This window comes from Streptomyces barringtoniae (assembly GCF_020819595.1).
GTDB lineage: Bacteria > Actinomycetota > Actinomycetes > Streptomycetales > Streptomycetaceae > Streptomyces > Streptomyces barringtoniae.
This window is the reverse complement of record NZ_JAJHNP010000001.1, coordinates 328,262-343,608: the sequence shown is the minus strand read 5'-3', so window position 1 is coordinate 343,608 and position 15,347 is coordinate 328,262. Positions and strand designations below refer to the sequence as shown.

Below are 15,347 nucleotides of genomic sequence, written 5' to 3'. Positions count from 1 at the left end.
CGCCCGCACCACCCAGAAACGAGCACCAACCCGCAATGCCCGCTCCCCGCATCAAGTCCCCGCACCTGCTCGTCGCCGAATCCGGCGCCGACCGCGAGGGTCACGGCCTCAAGCGCACGATGGGCCTCTTCCAGCTCATCTGCTTCGGCGTCGGCGCCATCGTCGGCACCGGCATCTTCGTCGGCCTCTCCGACTCCGTCGCCCAGGCCGGCCCGGCCGTCGTCGTCTCGTTCATCCTCGCCGCGATCACCTGCGTCTTCACCGCCTTCTCCTTCGCGGAGCTGGGCGGCGCGATCCCGGTCTCCGGCTCCTCGTACTCCTTCGCCTACGCCGGCCTCGGCGAGTCCACCGCCTTCCTGGTCGGCTGGTGCCTGCTGCTGGAGTACGGCATCTCCATCTCGGCCGTCGCCGTCGGCTGGAGCCAGTACGTCAACGAGCTGCTGCACAGCCTCACCGGCGTCCAGCTCCCGGCCGCCCTGTCCGCGGGCCCGGGCGACGGCGGGATCATCAACCTCCCGGCCGTGATCGTCATCGCCATGGCCTCCGTGCTGCTGGTGCGCGGGGTGCGCGAGAGCGCCCGGGCGACGGCCGCCATGGCCGCGGTCAAGCTCGTCATCCTGCTGGCCTTCTGCGCCATCGGCTACAGCGCCTTCAAGCACGGCAACCTCACCCCGTTCTCGCCGGCCGGCCTCGGCGGCATCGGCGCGGGCACCACGGCCGCGTTCTTCTCCTACATCGGCTTCGACGCGATCACCACGGCCGGTGAGGAGGCCAAGAACCCGCGCCGTGACATCCCGGTCGCGATCATGGTCTGCATGGGCATCGTGACCCTGCTGTACTGCGCGGTCGCGCTCGCCGCGATCGGCGCCATCGGCGGCAAGCAGGTCGCCGGCCGCCCCGCCGCCCTCTCCTACGTCGTCAACGAGGTCACCGGCTCGGCCGTCGGCGGCGGGGTGATCGCCTTCGGCGCGGTCGTCGCCATCGCCTCGGTCGTCCTCGCGGTGATGTACGGCCAGACCCGCATCCTGATGTCGATGTCCCGCGACGGCCTGATCCCGCGCGTCTTCGAGAAGGTCAACCCGAAGACCTCCACGCCGGTCGCCGGCACGCTGATCGTCGCCGTCGTCTTCGCGCTCCCGGCGGCCTTCGCCTCCCTCGACGCCGTGATGAACCTGTGCACCATCGGCACCCTGGCGATCATGGCCGTCGTCAACATCGTGGTGATCGCCCTGCGCCGCCGCGAGCCGGGCCTCACCCGCAGCTTCCGCGTGCCGCTCTACCCGGTGGGCCCGCTGCTCGGCGTCGCCTTCTGCCTGTACCTGATGTACGAGACGGGCTGGCAGACCTGGGTCCAGTTCGCCGTGTTCCTCGTGGTGGGCCTCGCGATCTACGCCGGCTACGGCCGCCGGCACTCCACACTGGCGCGGACGGCCGCCCCCGAGGTCACGCCCAGCGCCGCCGCTGAGCGGGAACCGCAGGCAGTCTGAACCACACCGCCTTGCCCGACGGGGTGGGGCGGTGACCGCAGGACGAGCTGAGGGCGCGGATCAGCAGCAGCCCGCGCCCGCCCTCCTGCCAGACATCGGGCTCCTCGATCACCGGCGCGGTCAGCCGGCCGGGCGGGGCCGGGTCCGGGTCGTGTACCTCGACCTGGCAGCCGCCCGGCAACAGCTCCACCACGAGCTCTATCGGGCCGCGCCCGGCGGTGTGCTCCACCGCGTTGGCCACCAGCTCCGCCGTGAGCAGCTCGGCGGTGTCGCTGTCGGCCGGATGCTCCACCTCGGCGAGGGCCGTGCGCACCAGGGCACGGGCCACGGGCACCGCGGCGGCGGTGTGCGGCAGTGCGATGCGCCAGGAGGCCGGTTCGGTGGGGCGTTCGTGCAAGGCGAGTCCGTTCATGGAGCAGGCTGTCCTGCTTTCGACTGTAGGAATGGTACGGGCCCGGCCACTTCGGACCTTCGGCGGGCTTCGGCCGGGACCCTCGGCCCCGGTACCGGCGGCTTACCCAGGCCGGCGGCCCGTCTCGCCCGCCCGAGCCCACTGTTACGGCTCTGTCGACGACCGGTGACGCATGTGACGGGACTCGGCCGGCCGGCCGCCGTCTGTCGCGTACTCGTGACGACAGTCACAAACAGGTGATAACTTCATGGGACAGCGCAACGTACGGCACCGCCCCCCTAGGAGGCCGCACGTCATGAGTCCCTTCACCGGCTCCGCCGCCCGCACCTGCGACTGGGAGCATCTGCGGGTCCAGCTCGCCGACGGGGTCGCCACCGTCACCCTCACCCGTCCCGAGAAGCTCAACGCGCTCACCTTCGGCGCCTACGCCGACCTGCGCGACCTGCTCGCCGAGCTGTCCCGGGAGCGCGCCGTACGCGCCCTGGTGCTGGCCGGCGCGGGACGCGGCTTCTGCTCCGGCGGTGACGTCGACGAGATCATCGGCGCCACCCTCGGCATGGACACCGGCCGGCTGCTCGACTTCAACCGGATGACCGGCCAGGTCGTACGGGCGATCCGCGAGTGCCCGTTCCCCGTGATCGCGGCCCTCCACGGCGTGGCGGCAGGCGCCGGGGCGGTCCTGGCGCTCGCGGCCGACTTCCGCGTGGCGGACCCCACCGCCCGCTTCGCCTTCCTCTTCACCCGCGTCGGCCTGTCCGGCGGCGACATGGGCGCGGCCTACCTGCTGCCCCGCGTCGTCGGCCTCGGCCACGCCACCCGGCTGCTCATGCTGGGCGAACCGGTCCGGGCCCCCGAGGCCGAGCGCATCGGCCTGATCAGCGAGCTGACGGAGGACGGCCGGGCCGACGACGCGGCCCAAGCGCTGGCCCGCCGCCTGGCCGACGGCCCGGCCCTGGCCCTCGCCCAGACGAAGGCCCTGCTCACGGCGGAACTGGACATGCCCCTGGCGGCGTCGATCGAGCTGGACGCATCGACCCAGGCGTTGCTGATGCACGGCGAGGACTACGCGGAGTTCCACGCGGCCTTCACGGAGAAGCGCGCGCCGAAGTGGCGGGGAAGGTGAGCCTTCATGCGGGTGGCGATCATCGGCGGTGGCCCCGGCGGCCTGTACGCGGCAGCGCTCCTCAAGCGGCTCGATCCCACCCGTGAGGTGACCGTCTGGGAGCGCAACGCCCCGGACGTCACCTTCGGCTTCGGCGTGGTCCTCTCCGACGAGACCCTGGGCGGCATCGAACACGCCGACCCCGTGGTGTACGAGGCACTGCAGCGACGCTTCGTACGGTGGGACGACATCGACATCGTGCACGCAGGCACCTGCCAGACCTCCGGGGGACACGGCTTCGCGGCGGTGCGCAGGCGGACCCTCCTGAGGATCCTGCACGAGCGCTGCCTCTCCCTCGGCGTGACCATCGCGTTCGGCACCGAGGCCCCGTCCGCGGACGAGCTCTCCCGGACCCACGACCTCGTCATCGCCGCCGACGGCGTGCACAGCACCACCCGGGAGACCTACGCGCAGGTGTTCCGTCCGCGCATCACCGAGCACCGCTGCCGGTACATCTGGCTCGCGGCCGACTTCGCGTTCGACGCCTTCCGCTTCGAGATCGCCCAGACCGAACACGGCGTGATGCAGCTGCACGGCTACCCGTACGCGGCCGACGCGTCCACCGTGATCGTCGAGATGCGCGAGGAGGTCTGGCGGGCGGCGGGATTCGACGAACTCGGTCCGGACGAATCCGTCGAGCGCTGCGCCAAGATCTTCTCCGACGCGCTGCGCGGCCGCCCGCTGCACTCCAACAACTCGACGTGGACCACCTTCCGTACGGTGGTCAACGACCGCTGGTCCCACGGCAACGTGGTCCTCCTCGGCGACGCCGCGCACACCGCCCACTTCTCCATCGGCTCGGGCACCAAGCTGGCCGTGGAGGACGCCCTCGCACTCGCGGCGTGCCTGCGCGAACAGCCCGCACTCGACAGGGCGCTGGCGGCCTACGAGGAGGAGCGAAAACCCGTCGTCGCCTCCACCCAGCGAGCCGCCCGCGCCAGCCTCGAATGGTTCGAGAACCTGCGGCACCACCTCGGCCAGCCGCCCCGGCAGTTCGCCTTCAACCTGCTCACCCGCAGCCGCCGCGTCACCCACGACAACCTCCGGCTGCGCGACGCCCGCTTCACCGAGGCGGTCGAGCGCGAGTTCGGCTGCCCGCCCGGCACACCCCCGATGTTCACGTCGCTGCGGCTGCGCGGCCTGACCCTGCGCAACCGGGTCGTGGTGTCGCCGATGGACATGTACTCCGCCACCGACGGCGTCCCCGGCGACTTCCACCTCGTCCACCTCGGCGCCCGCGCGCTCGGCGGGGCCGGGCTCGTCATGACCGAGATGGTGTGCGTGAGCGAGGAGGGCCGCATCACGCCGGGCTGCGCCGGTCTCTACACCGGCCGGCAGGCCGAGGCGTGGCGGCGGGTCACCGACTTCGTGCACACCCAGGCACCCGGCACCGCGATCGGCGTGCAGCTCGGCCACTCCGGCCGCAAGGGGTCCACGAAGTTGATGTGGGAGGGCATGGACGAGCCGCTGACCCGCGGCAACTGGCCCCTCGTCGCCGCCTCCCCGCTGCCGTACAAGCCGGGCAGCCAGACCCCCCGGCAGCTCTCCCGCGCCCAACTCACCGACATACGCGAGCAGTTCACCGCCGCCGCCTGGCGGGCCGCGCGGGCCGGGTTCGACCTCCTCGAACTGCACTGCGCGCACGGCTATCTGCTCTCCGGCTTCCTCTCCCCGCTCACCAACCGGCGCACCGACGCCTACGGCGGCTCACCGGAGCGCCGGCTGAGGTTCCCGCTGGAGGTCTTCGACGCCGTTCGCGCGGTGTGGCCCGCGGAGCGGCCCATGACGGTGCGCATCTCGGCGACCGACTGGGCCGAGGGCGGCACGACCGCGGAGGACGCGGTGGAGATCGCCCGCGCCTTCGCCGCGCACGGGGCCGACGCGATCGACGTCTCCACCGGGCAGGTGGTGGCCGAGGAGCGGCCGGAGTTCGGGCGGTCGTACCAGACGCCGTTCGCCGACCGGATCCGGCACGAGGCGGGTGTCCCGGTCATCGCGGTCGGCGCGATCTCCTCCTGGGACGACGTCAACTCCCTGATCCTCGCCGGGCGTACGGACCTGTGCGCGCTGGGCCGTCCGCACCTGTACGACCCGCACTGGACGCTGCACGCGGCGGCCGAGCAGGGCTACGAGGGTCCCGGCGCGGTCTGGCCCGCGCCCTACCGCGCGGGCAGCCGCCGCCCCCAGACCGGCCGCACGGACGCCCCGAAGCCCCGGCTGACCCTCGGCGGCTGACTGTCAGTACCGTCTGCTCTACTCGGATGGGAGAGGCGAGGGGACGGAGTGCTGATGGGCGTGCTGTTCGACTACTTCGCGGCGGCCGACCGGCCGACGGCGGTGGACTGGGCGATCGGACCGGGCGGGGACTGGACGGCCGAGGGGCAGTCCCTCGACGAGGCCGGCGCGGACTGGATCGACATGAAGGGCATCGACCCCCATGTCGCCCTGGGGCAACTCGTCGCGTTCACCGAGGGAAGACCGTACGACGTCCACGGCACCGGGCCGGAGCTGCTGTGGCCCGACCAGCGGGAGTGGCTCCCCGAGCGGCCGGCGGCGCCCGGTGCCGAGTCGCCGTGGGAGTCGGGGCTGCATCTGACCGAGCTGCCCGACGCCTGGCGCGACCGGCTCGCCTCCATAGAGGACGAGCACGTGCCGATGCTGGCGCTGCAGTGGTACGACATCGAGGAATTCGACTTCGCCGACTTCCCGGCCTGCGAGGACTGCATCCGCACCTTCGCGGGCCTCGCCCGCCGGGCCCGGGACGCGGGCGCGCACCTGTACTGCCGGTGCTGCGTCTGAGCCCGGCGCGCGGGGGCCGGCCGGGCTCGGTCACATGCCCTCCACGCGATTCGCACGGTTCCTGACCCGGTCTGTTATCGGCGGCTGTCTAGGTTCTTTCGAGCCATTCGGAACCCCATGCACGACCCCCAGGGATCGAGACTGCGATGACTGACACCAGGCCGCTGCCCGAGCAGCCCGGACACGGATACGGCCCCTACGGCCATGCCCCGGCCCCGGGCCCCCAGTACGCGGAGCCCGCGGTGCCGCCCGTCGCGCCGGTCGCGCCCCCTCGGCAGCGCCGACGGGACGGCTCGGGCACCCGGCGCGCCGCGCTGGTCGTCCACACGATCGCCGACGTCGCGGCGGCGTTCCTGGGACTGTGGATCCTGCTGTACCTGCTCAAGGCCAATCACGCGAACGTGTTCGTGGGGTTCGTGGAGGACGTGGCCGACTCGCTGTCCTGGTGGTCGCAGGACATCTTCACGATGGACGCGGAGAGCCTGCGCGTCCTGCTCAACTACGGTCTGCCCGCGGTGATCTACCTCGCGGTCGGGCACGGCATCGCGCTGCGGCTGCGCCGCTTCTGAGAGACCCGGAAAGCCCCTCACAGCCCGGCGAACTCGGCCCCCGCGTCCCGCAGCCGCCTGTGCAGCCCCTGGAACACCTCCGCCGAGCGGACGCCCGGCCAGCCCGCGGGCAGCAGCCGGCCGGGCAGGCCGGGATCGGTGTACGGCAGGTGGCGCCAGGAGTCGAGGGCGAGGAGGTAGTCGCGGTAGGCCTCCTCGGGCGGGGTGCTGCTGCGGCGCTCCCAGGCCCGCAGGACCGGGGCGTGCGCGTCCAGGAAACGCTCGTGCTCCTTGGCGATCGCGGTCAGGTCCCACCAGCGGGCGACCGCCTCGGCCGTCGGGGCGAAGCCCAGGTGCTCGCCGCGGAAGAGGTCGACGTACGGGTCCAGGTGCAGCCGGCGCAGGGTGTGCCGCGTCTCCTCGTAGAGGCGGGCCGGGGCGATCCACACCCCGGGGGCCGCCGTACCGAAGCCCAGCCCGGCCAGCCGGGAGCGCAGCACGTGCCGCTTCTGCCGCTCCGACTCCGGCACGGAGAACACCGCGAGTACCCAGCCCGTGTCCTCCATGGGCGTCGTCGCGTAGATGCGCCGGTCGCCGTCCTCCAGCAACTGGCGTGCCTCCGGCGAGAGTTCGTAGCCGGCCGCGCCCTGCTCGGTGCGGGCCGGCAGCAGCAGGCCGCGCCGTTTGAGCCGGGACACCGAGGAACGGACGGAGGGCGCGTCCACGCCGACCGCGGCCAGGAGCCGGATCAGCTCGGCGACGGGCACCGGGCCGGGCATGTAGCGGCCGTACGCGCCGTAGAGCGTGACGATGAGGGACCTGGGGGCGTGCTGCTCGGACACGTTGATCATTTTAGGTCGTCGGCATCACTGCCGGTCACCTTCGCTGCGCAGCCGGAAGCGCTGGAGCTTGCCGGTGGCGGTGCGCGGGAGCGCGTCGAGGAAGACGAACTCGCGCGGGCATTTGTAGGGTGCCAGCTCGGACTTGAGGAACGCGCTCAGGGCCTCCGGGTCGCGCCGGGCGCCCTCGCGCAGCACGGTGTAGGCGACCACCACCTGTCCGCGGGCCTCGTCCGGGCGGCCGACGACCGCCGTCTCCACCACGTCCGGGTGGCGCAGCAGCGCGTCCTCCACCTCCGGTCCGGCGATGTTGTACCCGGCGGAGATGATCATGTCGTCGGCGCGAGCCACATAGCGGAAGTAGCCGTCGGGCTCGCGGACGTAGGTGTCGCCGGTGATGTTCCAGCCGCCGCGCACGTACCCGCGCTGGCGCGGGTCGCCGAGGTAGCGGCAGCCGACCGGGCCGCGCACGGCGAGCAGGCCGGGCTCGCCGTCCGGCACCGGCGTGCCCTGGGCGTCCTGCACCCGCGCCTGCCAGCCCGGTACCGGCACTCCCGTGGTGCCCGGTCTGATCCGCTCGTCGGCCGCGGAGACGAAGATGTGCAGCAGTTCGGTCGCGCCGATGCCGTTGATGAGGCGCAGTCCGGTGCGCTCGTGCCAGGCCCGCCAGGTGGCCGCGGGCAGGTTCTCGCCGGCCGACACACAGCGCCGCAGCGACGAGACGTCGTACCCGTCGAGCTGCTCCAGCATGGCGCGGTAGGCGGTCGGCGCGGTGAACAGGACCGTGACGCGGTGGCCGGCGATCGCGGGGAGCAGCCGGCGCGGGCCCGCCTCCTCCAGGAGCAGGGAGCTGGCCCCGGCCCGCATCGGGAAGACCACCAGGCCGCCCAGGCCGAAGGTGAAGCCGAGCGGGGGCGAGCCGGTGAAGACGTCGTCCGCGTGCGGGCGCAGCACATGCCGGGAGAAGGTGTCCGCGATCGCCAGTACGTCGCGGTGGAAGTGCATGCACCCTTTCGGGCGACCCGTGGTGCCCGAGGTGAACGCGATCAGGGCCACGTCGTCGGCCGCGGTGCGGACCGCCGGGTACGGCGTGTCGGGAGCCGGGCGGTTGAGGAGGTCGTCGGGGCCGTCACCCCCGTACGTCGTGATCCGCAGCCCGGGTATGTCGGCCTTCGCCAGGTCCTCCACCGACCGGATGTCGCACAGCGCGTGCCGCACCAGGGCGATCTCGCACATGGTGGCCAGCTCGTGCGGTCGCTGCTGGGCCAGCACGGTCACGGCTATCGCGCCCGCCTTCAGCACGGCCAGCCAGCAGGCGGCCAGCCAGGGCGTGGTGGGGCCGCGCAGCAGCACCCGGTTGCCGGGGACCACGCCCAGGTCGCCGGTGAGCACATGCGCGATCCGGTCCACGTGCCGGCGCAGCTCGCCGTAGGTCCAGGTGGGGCCCGCCGGGGTGTGGAAGACCGGCCGGTCCGCCTCGGCGTGGTCGAGGAGTTCGGCGGCGCAGTTCAGCCGCTCGGGGTAGCACAGCTCCGGCAGGTCGAGGAGCAGCTCGGGCCACTCGTCCGGCGGCGGCAGATGGTCGCGCGCGAAGGTGTCGACATGGGCCGAGCGATGCATGGCGGTTCGCCCCCTTGCCGTGACAGGCGTCGAAGACGGGCGTCGTGGTGGGCACCGGCGTCCTGATGGGCCAGGGCATCGAGCGTATCGCCTTGGTGACGGCAGTCAACCTTTCGCGATAACGTCGACGGGAGCCGGGAGGGCAGGCCAACGGGATGCCCCGGACGGTGACGGGAAGGGTCAGGGTGGCCCGGACCGGAGGGAGGACCGGCAGTGCCCGCATTCTCGCTCGAACCGCAAGCGACCGCCTGGTGTGCCGAGCTGCGCACGATGGCCGCCGAACGGCTGCGCCCGCTGGCCGACAAGGGCGAACCGGGCCGCGTCAACCGGCCGCTCCTCGCCGAACTCGGCCGACTGGGCCTCCTGGCACGGCTGTTCACCTCCGGCGCCCTCGACCTGTGCCTGATGCGGGAGTCCCTCGCCCAGACCTGCACCGAGGCCGAGACCGCGCTCGCCCTGCAGGGCCTGGGCGCCCATCCGGTGCACGCCCACGGCAGCCCCGCCCAGCGCGAGCACTGGCTGCCCCGGGTCGCCGACGGCAGCGCGGTCGCCGCCTTCGCGCTGAGCGAGCCGGGGGCCGGTTCGGACGCGGCCGCGCTGTCCCTCGCGGCCGAGCCCGACGGCACCGGCGGCTGGCGGCTCACCGGCGCCAAGACCTGGATCTCCAACGCCCCCGAGGCCGACTTCTACACCGTCTTCGCCCGCACCACACCCGGCGCCGGAGCCCGGGGCGTGACCGCCTTCCTCGTCCCCGCCGACCGGCCCGGACTCACCGGCACCGCCCTGGACATGCTCTCGCCGCACCCCATCGGCGCCCTGGACTTCGACGCCGTGCCGGTCACCGCCGACGACGTGCTCGGCGAGGCCGACCGCGGCTTCGCCGTCGCCATGGGCACCCTCAACCTCTTCCGCCCCAGCGTCGGCGCCTTCGCGGTCGGCATGGCCCAGGCCGCGCTCGACGCCACCCTCGGCCACACCCGCCGCCGCGAGGCCTTCGGCGGCCGGCTGATGGACCTGCAGAGCGTCTCCCACCAGGTCGCCGAGATGGCCCTGCGCACGGAGGCGGCCCGGCTGATGGTGTACGCGGCGGCGACGGCGTACGACGAAGGCGCGGCGGACGTGCCGGGGCGCGCCGCGATGGCCAAGCTGCTCGCCACCGAGACCGCGCAGTACGTCGTCGACGCCGCCGTCCAGCTGCACGGCGCCCGCGCCCTGCGCCGGGGCCACCTCCTCGAACACCTCTACCGCGAGGTGCGCGCCCCGCGCATCTACGAGGGCGCGAGCGAGGTCCAACGGGGCATCATCGCCAAGGAGTTGTACGCCAGGACCGAGGAGGTGTCCCGGTGACGGCCGAGCGTGTCAACCCGCCCGAGCTGTCCCCGCCGACGGGGTTCTCGCACGCCGTCGTCGCGTCCGGCTCGCGCGTGGTGTTCCTCGCGGGCCAGACCGCCCTCGACGCCGACGGCAAGATCACCGGCGACACGCTCCCCGAGCAGTTCGAGCGGGCCCTCGGCAACCTCCTCGCGGCCCTGCGCGCGGCCGGCGGCACCCCCGCCGACCTCGCCCGGGTCACCGTCTACGCCACGGACGTCGCCGCGTACCGCGACCACGCCGGCCGACTCGGCCGCATCTGGCGGGAGTCGGCGGGCCGGGACTACCCGGCGATGGCCGTCGTGCAGGTCGTACGGCTGTGGGACGAGCGGGCGATGGTGGAGCTGGACGGGTTCGCGGTGCTGCCGTAGGGAGCCCTGATCAGGCGGCCACGGCGAGCCGTTCCGCCGGGACCCGGCACGGCGGGACCACGCTGCCGTCCGGGTGCAGTTCGCCGCTGTCGTCGAACACGATCGAGCCGTCGCACAGCAAGGTCCAGCCCTGCTCGGGGTGGGCGGCCACCGCGTGCCGCAGGGCGGCGTCGGACGCGGGGCACGAGGACCGGTTGGAGCACATGGCGCACCTCCACATCGGGATGTGAGGGGCCGGCGGATGCGGCCGCGGGCCCGTCATACACAGACCATGCTCCCGTCGTGAACGCGCCGGAACCGCGCGCCGTGAAGCGTGACAACACCCGGACAACTCCCGGACGGTTCCATGACGCGCCACCGATGGAGTGACGGTCACGCCCGACGGCCCGGCCGACCGGTACCAGTGGAACCCACCATTCCGTGTATCCGGAGGTACCCGTGCCCGTACGCCCCGCTCTCGCCGCGGCCCTCGGCGCAGCCGCCCTGCTGTGCGCCGCCGTCCCCTCGGCCGCCGCCGGCCCGTCCGAGACCGAAACCGTGACCGTCGATCCGACCGGCCACATCGCCAAGGACGGCACCATCACCCTCACCGGCACCTATCGCTGCTCCGGGGCCAGTGGCCTCGCCTTCGTCAGCTCCTCGATCAGCCAGGGCGACCGCACCACCGTGTACGGCATCGGCGGCACCCCCGCCCAGTGCGACGGCGCGGAGCACCACTGGGAGAACTCCGGCAAGATCTCGCCGAAGTCCCTGAAGGCCGGCAAGGCCCATGTGCAGGCGACGGTCACGGAACTGCGCTCCGGCGACCTGCTGCTGTTGCTGCCGGCCTTCCACGCGCTGAAGGAGCAGGACGTCAAGCTCACCGAGAAGTGACGGTCGTCCGTACGCAAGGGCCGGGAGCCGGACCGGCTCCCGGCCCTTCGCCGTCGCGTCACTCGGTCCCGCCGCCCGGCAGGATCCTCCGGAAGCCGGTGTACGGCACCAGCGCCTCGGGCAGCACCACGGACCCGTCGTCCCGGACGCCCCGCTCCAGCAGCGCGGGCCCGGTCTGCCCGACGGGCAGCGCCGAGCCGTTCAGGGTGGCCGCCGGGGACTTGCGGCCGTCGCCGCGTCTGACCCGGATGCCGGCGCGGCGGGCCTGGAGGGTGCCGCAGTCGGAGACCGAGGAGATCTCGCGGTAGGAGCCGCCGCCCGGCAGCCAGACCTCGATGTCGTACGTCGTCCGCGCCGAGAAGCCCATGTCGCCGGCGGGCAACCGCACTGTACGGAAGGACAGTTCGAGCCGGCGCAGGCGTTCCTCGGCGTGCCCGACCATCAGCTCCAGCTGCTCCTGCGCCGCTCCGGCGCGCAGATCCGCACCAGCTCCACCTTCTCGAACTGGTGCAGCCTGAGCCCCCCGCGTGTCCCGCCGCCGGGTCGGTCAACGGCACCTCGGCGGTCGGGATCAGGAACAGCTCCCGTTCGCCGACCCGGGTACGGAACAAGTCCTCCTCGAATTTGGGCAGTTGACCGGTGCCGGTCATGGTGTCCCGGCTGACCGGGAACCGCACGGACTGCTCGGTGTAGCCGTGCTCGCGGGTGTGCGGGTCGAGGAAGAAGTCGCCGAGGGCCCGCTCCAGCCGGGCTCCGGCCCCTCGGGCCACGCTGAACCGGGCGCCGGACAGCCGGGCCGCGGCGGGGGAACCGAGGATGCCCAGCGCCTCACCGATCCCGGCATGGCGGCGGGCCCCGTCCGCCGGACGCGGCGCGGGCCCGTCCCGCCGTATCTCCACGGCGTCCTTCTCGGAATCACCGTCCAGGACCGAGCCCGGCGGCAGGTTGGGGATGGTGAGCAGCAGCCCGGACGGCTCGCCGACGGCCTTCCGGACGGCGGCCTCCGCCTGCTGCACCTCGGCCCGCAGCGCACGCGCGGCCTCCTTCTCCGCCTCGGTCGGCGGGCCGGACCGGCGGGCCTTGGCCGTGCGGTTCAGCTCGGTGCGCAGCAGGTCGTGGCGGCGCCGGGCCAGACGCCGCACGGCGTCCGGGCCCGCCTCGATCAGCTCTTGGGGATCGTGGATGGCGGTCTCCTGTCGGTGCGGGGAGGATGCCGGGGCGGGGCAGCCAGGTGCCGACCGCGACGGGCGTGGTCGGACAGGGCGACCCTGGCAGCGGAATCCGACTCCGCGCTGACAGCGGACCGATCCGCCGAGTGCCTTGCCGGAAGGTGTCGGTGGGGCGCCGGTTCAACGAGCCGCCGACCGCCCCTTTCGTCGACCGGCCGACCCGGGCCTCGTGGACCACCCGACCCGGGCCCTGCGCGTGGTCACCCCCGCGCCGGGCGGCGCAGGGCGGCCACGAACTTGTACCGGGAACCCCGGTACACCGAGCGCACCCATTCCACCGGCCGGCCCTCCGCGTCCCGCGAGTGCCGGGACAGCAGCAGCATCGGCAGCCCCACGTCCGTGGCGAGCAGGTGTGCCTCGCGTGGCGTGGACAGCGAGGTCTCGATGGTCTCGTCGGCCTCGGCGAGATGGACGCCGTACACCTCGGTGAGCGCCGTGTACAGCGAGGGGTGCGTCGCCAGCGAGCGGCGCAGGCCGGGGAAGCGCCGCGCGGACAGGTGGGTCGTCTCGATCGCCATGGGGTCGCCGCTGGCAAGGCGCAGCCGCTCGATGCGCAGGACGCGTTCGCCGATGCCGATGCCGAGCAGCTCCGACAGCCGTTGGTCGGCCGGGATCTCCCCGATGTCCAGCACCTGCGAGGCGGGCGTCAGGCCCTGGGCGCGCATGTCCTCGGTGTGCGAGGTCAGCTGGAGCGTGCGGTACAGCTTGGGCTGGGAGACGAAGGTGCCCTTGCCCTGGATCCGGTCCAGGCGGCCCTCGCCCACGAGTTCGGTGAGCGCCTGCCGGATGGTGGTCCGGGAGGTGTCGAACCGCACGGCGAGCAGCCGCTCGGCCGGCATCGCCGAGCCTGGCTGCAACTCCTCGGCCATGGCCAGCAGTTGCTGTTTGATCCGGTAGTACTTCGGCACGCGCGCGGTGCGGCCGGACGCCCCCCTGTGCGGCTGGGCGCTGCTGACGTCGGTGGTCATGCCTGCCTTCCCGGCTGTGTCGACGGTCTCCCGTTATAGCGACCAACTGCCCTATGGTCTAGTCCAACCCGCCCGCTCAGGTCCGGTCCAACCCGAGGGCCGGATGAATCGGGCGGATGTGGACGGACGCGCTCCGGTGACGTTCTCGTAACGGCCGGAATCGGCTTCCTGGACCACCCTTGACACCCCGAAAGGTCTAGGCCAAGCTCCACCGTACTGGTCTACACCATTAGTGGCCAGGTCCCGAGCCCTACGTGCAACAGCGTCGTACGCAGGTCACCGCCGAGGGCGTGGGGGGTTAGTGGCATCCCTGAGGAGGGTGGCGTGAAGCGCAAGCTCGCTGCCGCGATCGTGATCGCGGGCATGATGGTCTCCGTTGCCGCGTGTGGCGGAAACGACGGCAAGGACAGCGGCAAGGACGCGGGACCGGACAGCTGGAAGGGCCAGACGCTCACCGTCTGGACCATGGACGGCTCCGCGCCGCCGCAGTGGAGCAAGGACGTCCAGGCCGCCTTCGAGAAGAAGACCGGCGCGAAGCTGAAGTTCGAGATCCAGAAGTGGGACGGGATCCAGCAGAAGATCACCACCGCCCTGTCCGAGGACACCCCGCCGGACGTCCTGGAGGTCGGCAACACCCAGACCCCCGCCTACGCGGCCACCGGCGGCCTCGCCGACCTGAGCGACGTCAAGCAGGCGATCGGCGCCGACTGGACCCCCTCGGTCTCGCAGTCCTCCGTGTACGAGGGCAAGCAGTACGCCGCCCCCTGGTACTTCGCCAACCGCGTCGTCATCTACAACAAGGCCATCTGGGCGAAGGCCGGCATCAAGTCGACCCCGAAGACCCGCGACGAGTTCTTCAAGGACCTCGACACCATCGGCAAGAAGACCGACGCCGAGCCCCTCTACCTGCCGGGCCAGAACTGGTACTTCCTCGACGGCCTGATCATCGGCCAGGGCGGCGACCTGGTGAAGAAGCAGGGCGGCAAGTACGTCTCCAACCTCGCCGACCCGAAGGTCACGGCGGCCATGGAGCTCTACAAGAAGTACGCCGCCTACTCCAAGGCGCCCAAGGACAAGGACGAGGCCACCCCGCAGCAGGCCACGATCTTCGCCAAGGGCAAGACCGGCGCGTTCATCGGCATGGGCTGGGAGGCCGCCACCGCCATCCAGGCCAACAAGTCCATCGAGAAGGACCTCGGCTACTTCACCGTCCCGGGCGCGACCGCCGACAAGCCCGAGGGTGTCTTCCTCGGCGGCTCCAACCTCGCCGTCGCCCAGAACAGCAAGAAGCAGTCGCTGGCCAAGGAGTTCCTGAAGATCGCCCTGTCCGACCAGTACGAGGGCGAACTGGCCAAGCTCAACGGCGTCATCCCGAACAAGACGGCCCTGCAGAGCAACCTCAAGGGCAACGGCGCCGCCGAGGCCGCCGCGCCCGCCGCCGCGGCCGGCGGCACCACCCCGCTGATCCCGGAGTGGGCCGCGGTGGAGAACACCCCGAACCCGATCAAGTCGTACATGACCGCGGTCCTGAACGGCAAGGCTCCCGCGGCGGCCGCCAAGGACGTCGAGGCCGAGATCGACAAGCGCCTGGCCCAGCAGAACTGATGACCACGCCGGGGGCGCCGCGCGGCGGCGCCCCCGGCTCAGTCGTTCCCACGGCCCGTTCGG

At 72.5% G+C, this 15,347-nt stretch carries 14 protein-coding genes and 1 pseudogene; 9 read left to right on the top strand and 6 right to left on the bottom strand.

The window, feature by feature from the left end:
• Nucleotides 1-35 precede the first annotated feature (35 nt).
• Nucleotides 36-1,487, top strand: a complete 1,452-nt coding sequence (locus LMU33_RS01440) for an amino acid permease (protein WP_228616531.1) — start codon at nucleotides 36-38, stop codon at nucleotides 1,485-1,487.
• On the opposite strand, the gene LMU33_RS01435 is transcribed toward LMU33_RS01440, so the two are convergent.
• Nucleotides 1,444-1,899 (bottom strand): ATP-binding protein, encoded by a 456-nt coding sequence (locus tag LMU33_RS01435; RefSeq protein WP_228616530.1) that lies wholly within the window; start codon nucleotides 1,897-1,899, stop codon nucleotides 1,444-1,446. The two genes, LMU33_RS01440 and LMU33_RS01435, sit on opposite strands and share 44 nt — an antisense overlap.
• Before the next feature lie 295 nt (nucleotides 1,900-2,194).
• On the opposite strand from LMU33_RS01435, the gene LMU33_RS01430 reads away from it, so the two are divergent.
• The 4 genes from LMU33_RS01430 to LMU33_RS01415 all read left to right on the top strand — a co-directional run bounded on the left by LMU33_RS01430 (nucleotide 2,195) and on the right by LMU33_RS01415 (nucleotide 6,429).
• The gene (locus LMU33_RS01430) at nucleotides 2,195-3,022 is read left to right on the top strand and encodes an enoyl-CoA hydratase family protein (protein ID WP_228616528.1); all 828 of its coding nucleotides are present in this window, start codon (nucleotides 2,195-2,197) and stop codon (nucleotides 3,020-3,022) included.
• A gap of 6 nt (nucleotides 3,023-3,028) precedes the next feature.
• Complete coding sequence (locus LMU33_RS01425) at nucleotides 3,029-5,296, top strand: bifunctional salicylyl-CoA 5-hydroxylase/oxidoreductase (RefSeq protein WP_228616526.1); 2,268 nt, start codon at nucleotides 3,029-3,031, stop codon at nucleotides 5,294-5,296.
• Between the two features lie 54 nt (nucleotides 5,297-5,350).
• On the top strand, nucleotides 5,351-5,860 hold the full coding sequence (locus tag LMU33_RS01420) for a hypothetical protein (protein ID WP_228616524.1): 510 nt from the start codon (nucleotides 5,351-5,353) through the stop codon (nucleotides 5,858-5,860).
• A gap of 146 nt (nucleotides 5,861-6,006) precedes the next feature.
• On the top strand, nucleotides 6,007-6,429 hold the full coding sequence (locus LMU33_RS01415) for a hypothetical protein (RefSeq protein WP_228616522.1): 423 nt from the start codon (nucleotides 6,007-6,009) through the stop codon (nucleotides 6,427-6,429).
• A gap of 17 nt (nucleotides 6,430-6,446) precedes the next feature.
• Here the strand turns inward: LMU33_RS01415 and LMU33_RS01410 are convergent, their stop codons facing one another.
• Both LMU33_RS01410 and LMU33_RS01405 read right to left on the bottom strand, forming a co-directional pair.
• A complete protein-coding gene (locus tag LMU33_RS01410) occupies nucleotides 6,447-7,259 on the bottom strand; it encodes a PaaX family transcriptional regulator (protein ID WP_228616520.1) in 813 nt (270 codons plus the stop codon).
• A 15-nt stretch (nucleotides 7,260-7,274) separates the two neighbouring features.
• Nucleotides 7,275-8,867, bottom strand: coding sequence for an AMP-binding protein (locus LMU33_RS01405; RefSeq protein ID WP_228616518.1), 1,593 nt, complete (start codon nucleotides 8,865-8,867; stop codon nucleotides 7,275-7,277).
• 213 nt (nucleotides 8,868-9,080) lie between these two features.
• On the opposite strand from LMU33_RS01405, the gene LMU33_RS01400 reads away from it, so the two are divergent.
• Both LMU33_RS01400 and LMU33_RS01395 read left to right on the top strand, forming a co-directional pair.
• Complete coding sequence (locus LMU33_RS01400) at nucleotides 9,081-10,214, top strand: acyl-CoA dehydrogenase family protein (RefSeq protein ID WP_228616516.1); 1,134 nt, start codon at nucleotides 9,081-9,083, stop codon at nucleotides 10,212-10,214.
• A complete protein-coding gene (locus LMU33_RS01395) occupies nucleotides 10,211-10,609 on the top strand; it encodes a RidA family protein (protein ID WP_228616514.1) in 399 nt (132 codons plus the stop codon). The genes LMU33_RS01400 and LMU33_RS01395 overlap by 4 nt, the downstream gene beginning before the upstream one ends.
• Before the next feature lie 10 nt (nucleotides 10,610-10,619).
• Here the strand turns inward: LMU33_RS01395 and LMU33_RS01390 are convergent, their stop codons facing one another.
• Nucleotides 10,620-10,814, bottom strand: a complete 195-nt coding sequence (locus LMU33_RS01390; protein WP_228616512.1) for a DUF5999 family protein — start codon at nucleotides 10,812-10,814, stop codon at nucleotides 10,620-10,622.
• Between the two features lie 233 nt (nucleotides 10,815-11,047).
• Here LMU33_RS01390 and LMU33_RS01385 point away from each other — a divergent pair, with 233 nt between their 5' ends.
• On the top strand, nucleotides 11,048-11,482 hold the full coding sequence (locus tag LMU33_RS01385; RefSeq protein WP_228616511.1) for a DUF6299 family protein: 435 nt from the start codon (nucleotides 11,048-11,050) through the stop codon (nucleotides 11,480-11,482).
• A 58-nt stretch (nucleotides 11,483-11,540) separates the two neighbouring features.
• On the opposite strand, the pseudogene LMU33_RS01380 reads toward LMU33_RS01385, so the two are convergent.
• Nucleotides 11,541-12,666, bottom strand: a pseudogene (locus LMU33_RS01380) (aminoacyl--tRNA ligase-related protein).
• A 245-nt stretch (nucleotides 12,667-12,911) separates the two neighbouring features.
• Nucleotides 12,912-13,679: a GntR family transcriptional regulator gene (locus LMU33_RS01375; protein ID WP_228616509.1), complete on the bottom strand. Its 768-nt coding sequence runs from the start codon at nucleotides 13,677-13,679 to the stop codon at nucleotides 12,912-12,914.
• A gap of 324 nt (nucleotides 13,680-14,003) precedes the next feature.
• On the opposite strand from LMU33_RS01375, the gene LMU33_RS01370 reads away from it, so the two are divergent.
• Complete coding sequence (locus tag LMU33_RS01370) at nucleotides 14,004-15,284, top strand: extracellular solute-binding protein (RefSeq protein WP_228616507.1); 1,281 nt, start codon at nucleotides 14,004-14,006, stop codon at nucleotides 15,282-15,284.
• Nucleotides 15,285-15,347 lie beyond the last annotated feature (63 nt).

Excerpts from the sequence above, each read along its gene's own strand:
- LMU33_RS01415 (WP_228616522.1), top strand. The coding sequence starts at position 6,007 with ATGACTGACACCAGGCCGCTGCCCGAGCAGCCCGGACACGGATACGGC.
- LMU33_RS01375 (WP_228616509.1), bottom strand. The coding sequence starts at position 13,679 with ATGACCACCGACGTCAGCAGCGCCCAGCCGCACAGGGGGGCGTCCGGC.
- LMU33_RS01420 (WP_228616524.1), top strand. The coding sequence starts at position 5,351 with ATGGGCGTGCTGTTCGACTACTTCGCGGCGGCCGACCGGCCGACGGCG.
- LMU33_RS01405 (WP_228616518.1), bottom strand. The coding sequence starts at position 8,867 with ATGCATCGCTCGGCCCATGTCGACACCTTCGCGCGCGACCATCTGCCG.
- LMU33_RS01390 (WP_228616512.1), bottom strand. The coding sequence starts at position 10,814 with ATGTGCTCCAACCGGTCCTCGTGCCCCGCGTCCGACGCCGCCCTGCGG.
- LMU33_RS01440 (WP_228616531.1), top strand. The coding sequence starts at position 36 with ATGCCCGCTCCCCGCATCAAGTCCCCGCACCTGCTCGTCGCCGAATCC.
- LMU33_RS01430 (WP_228616528.1), top strand. The coding sequence starts at position 2,195 with ATGAGTCCCTTCACCGGCTCCGCCGCCCGCACCTGCGACTGGGAGCAT.
- LMU33_RS01410 (WP_228616520.1), bottom strand. The coding sequence starts at position 7,259 with ATGATCAACGTGTCCGAGCAGCACGCCCCCAGGTCCCTCATCGTCACG.
- LMU33_RS01435 (WP_228616530.1), bottom strand. The coding sequence starts at position 1,899 with ATGAACGGACTCGCCTTGCACGAACGCCCCACCGAACCGGCCTCCTGG.
- LMU33_RS01425 (WP_228616526.1), top strand. The coding sequence starts at position 3,029 with ATGCGGGTGGCGATCATCGGCGGTGGCCCCGGCGGCCTGTACGCGGCA.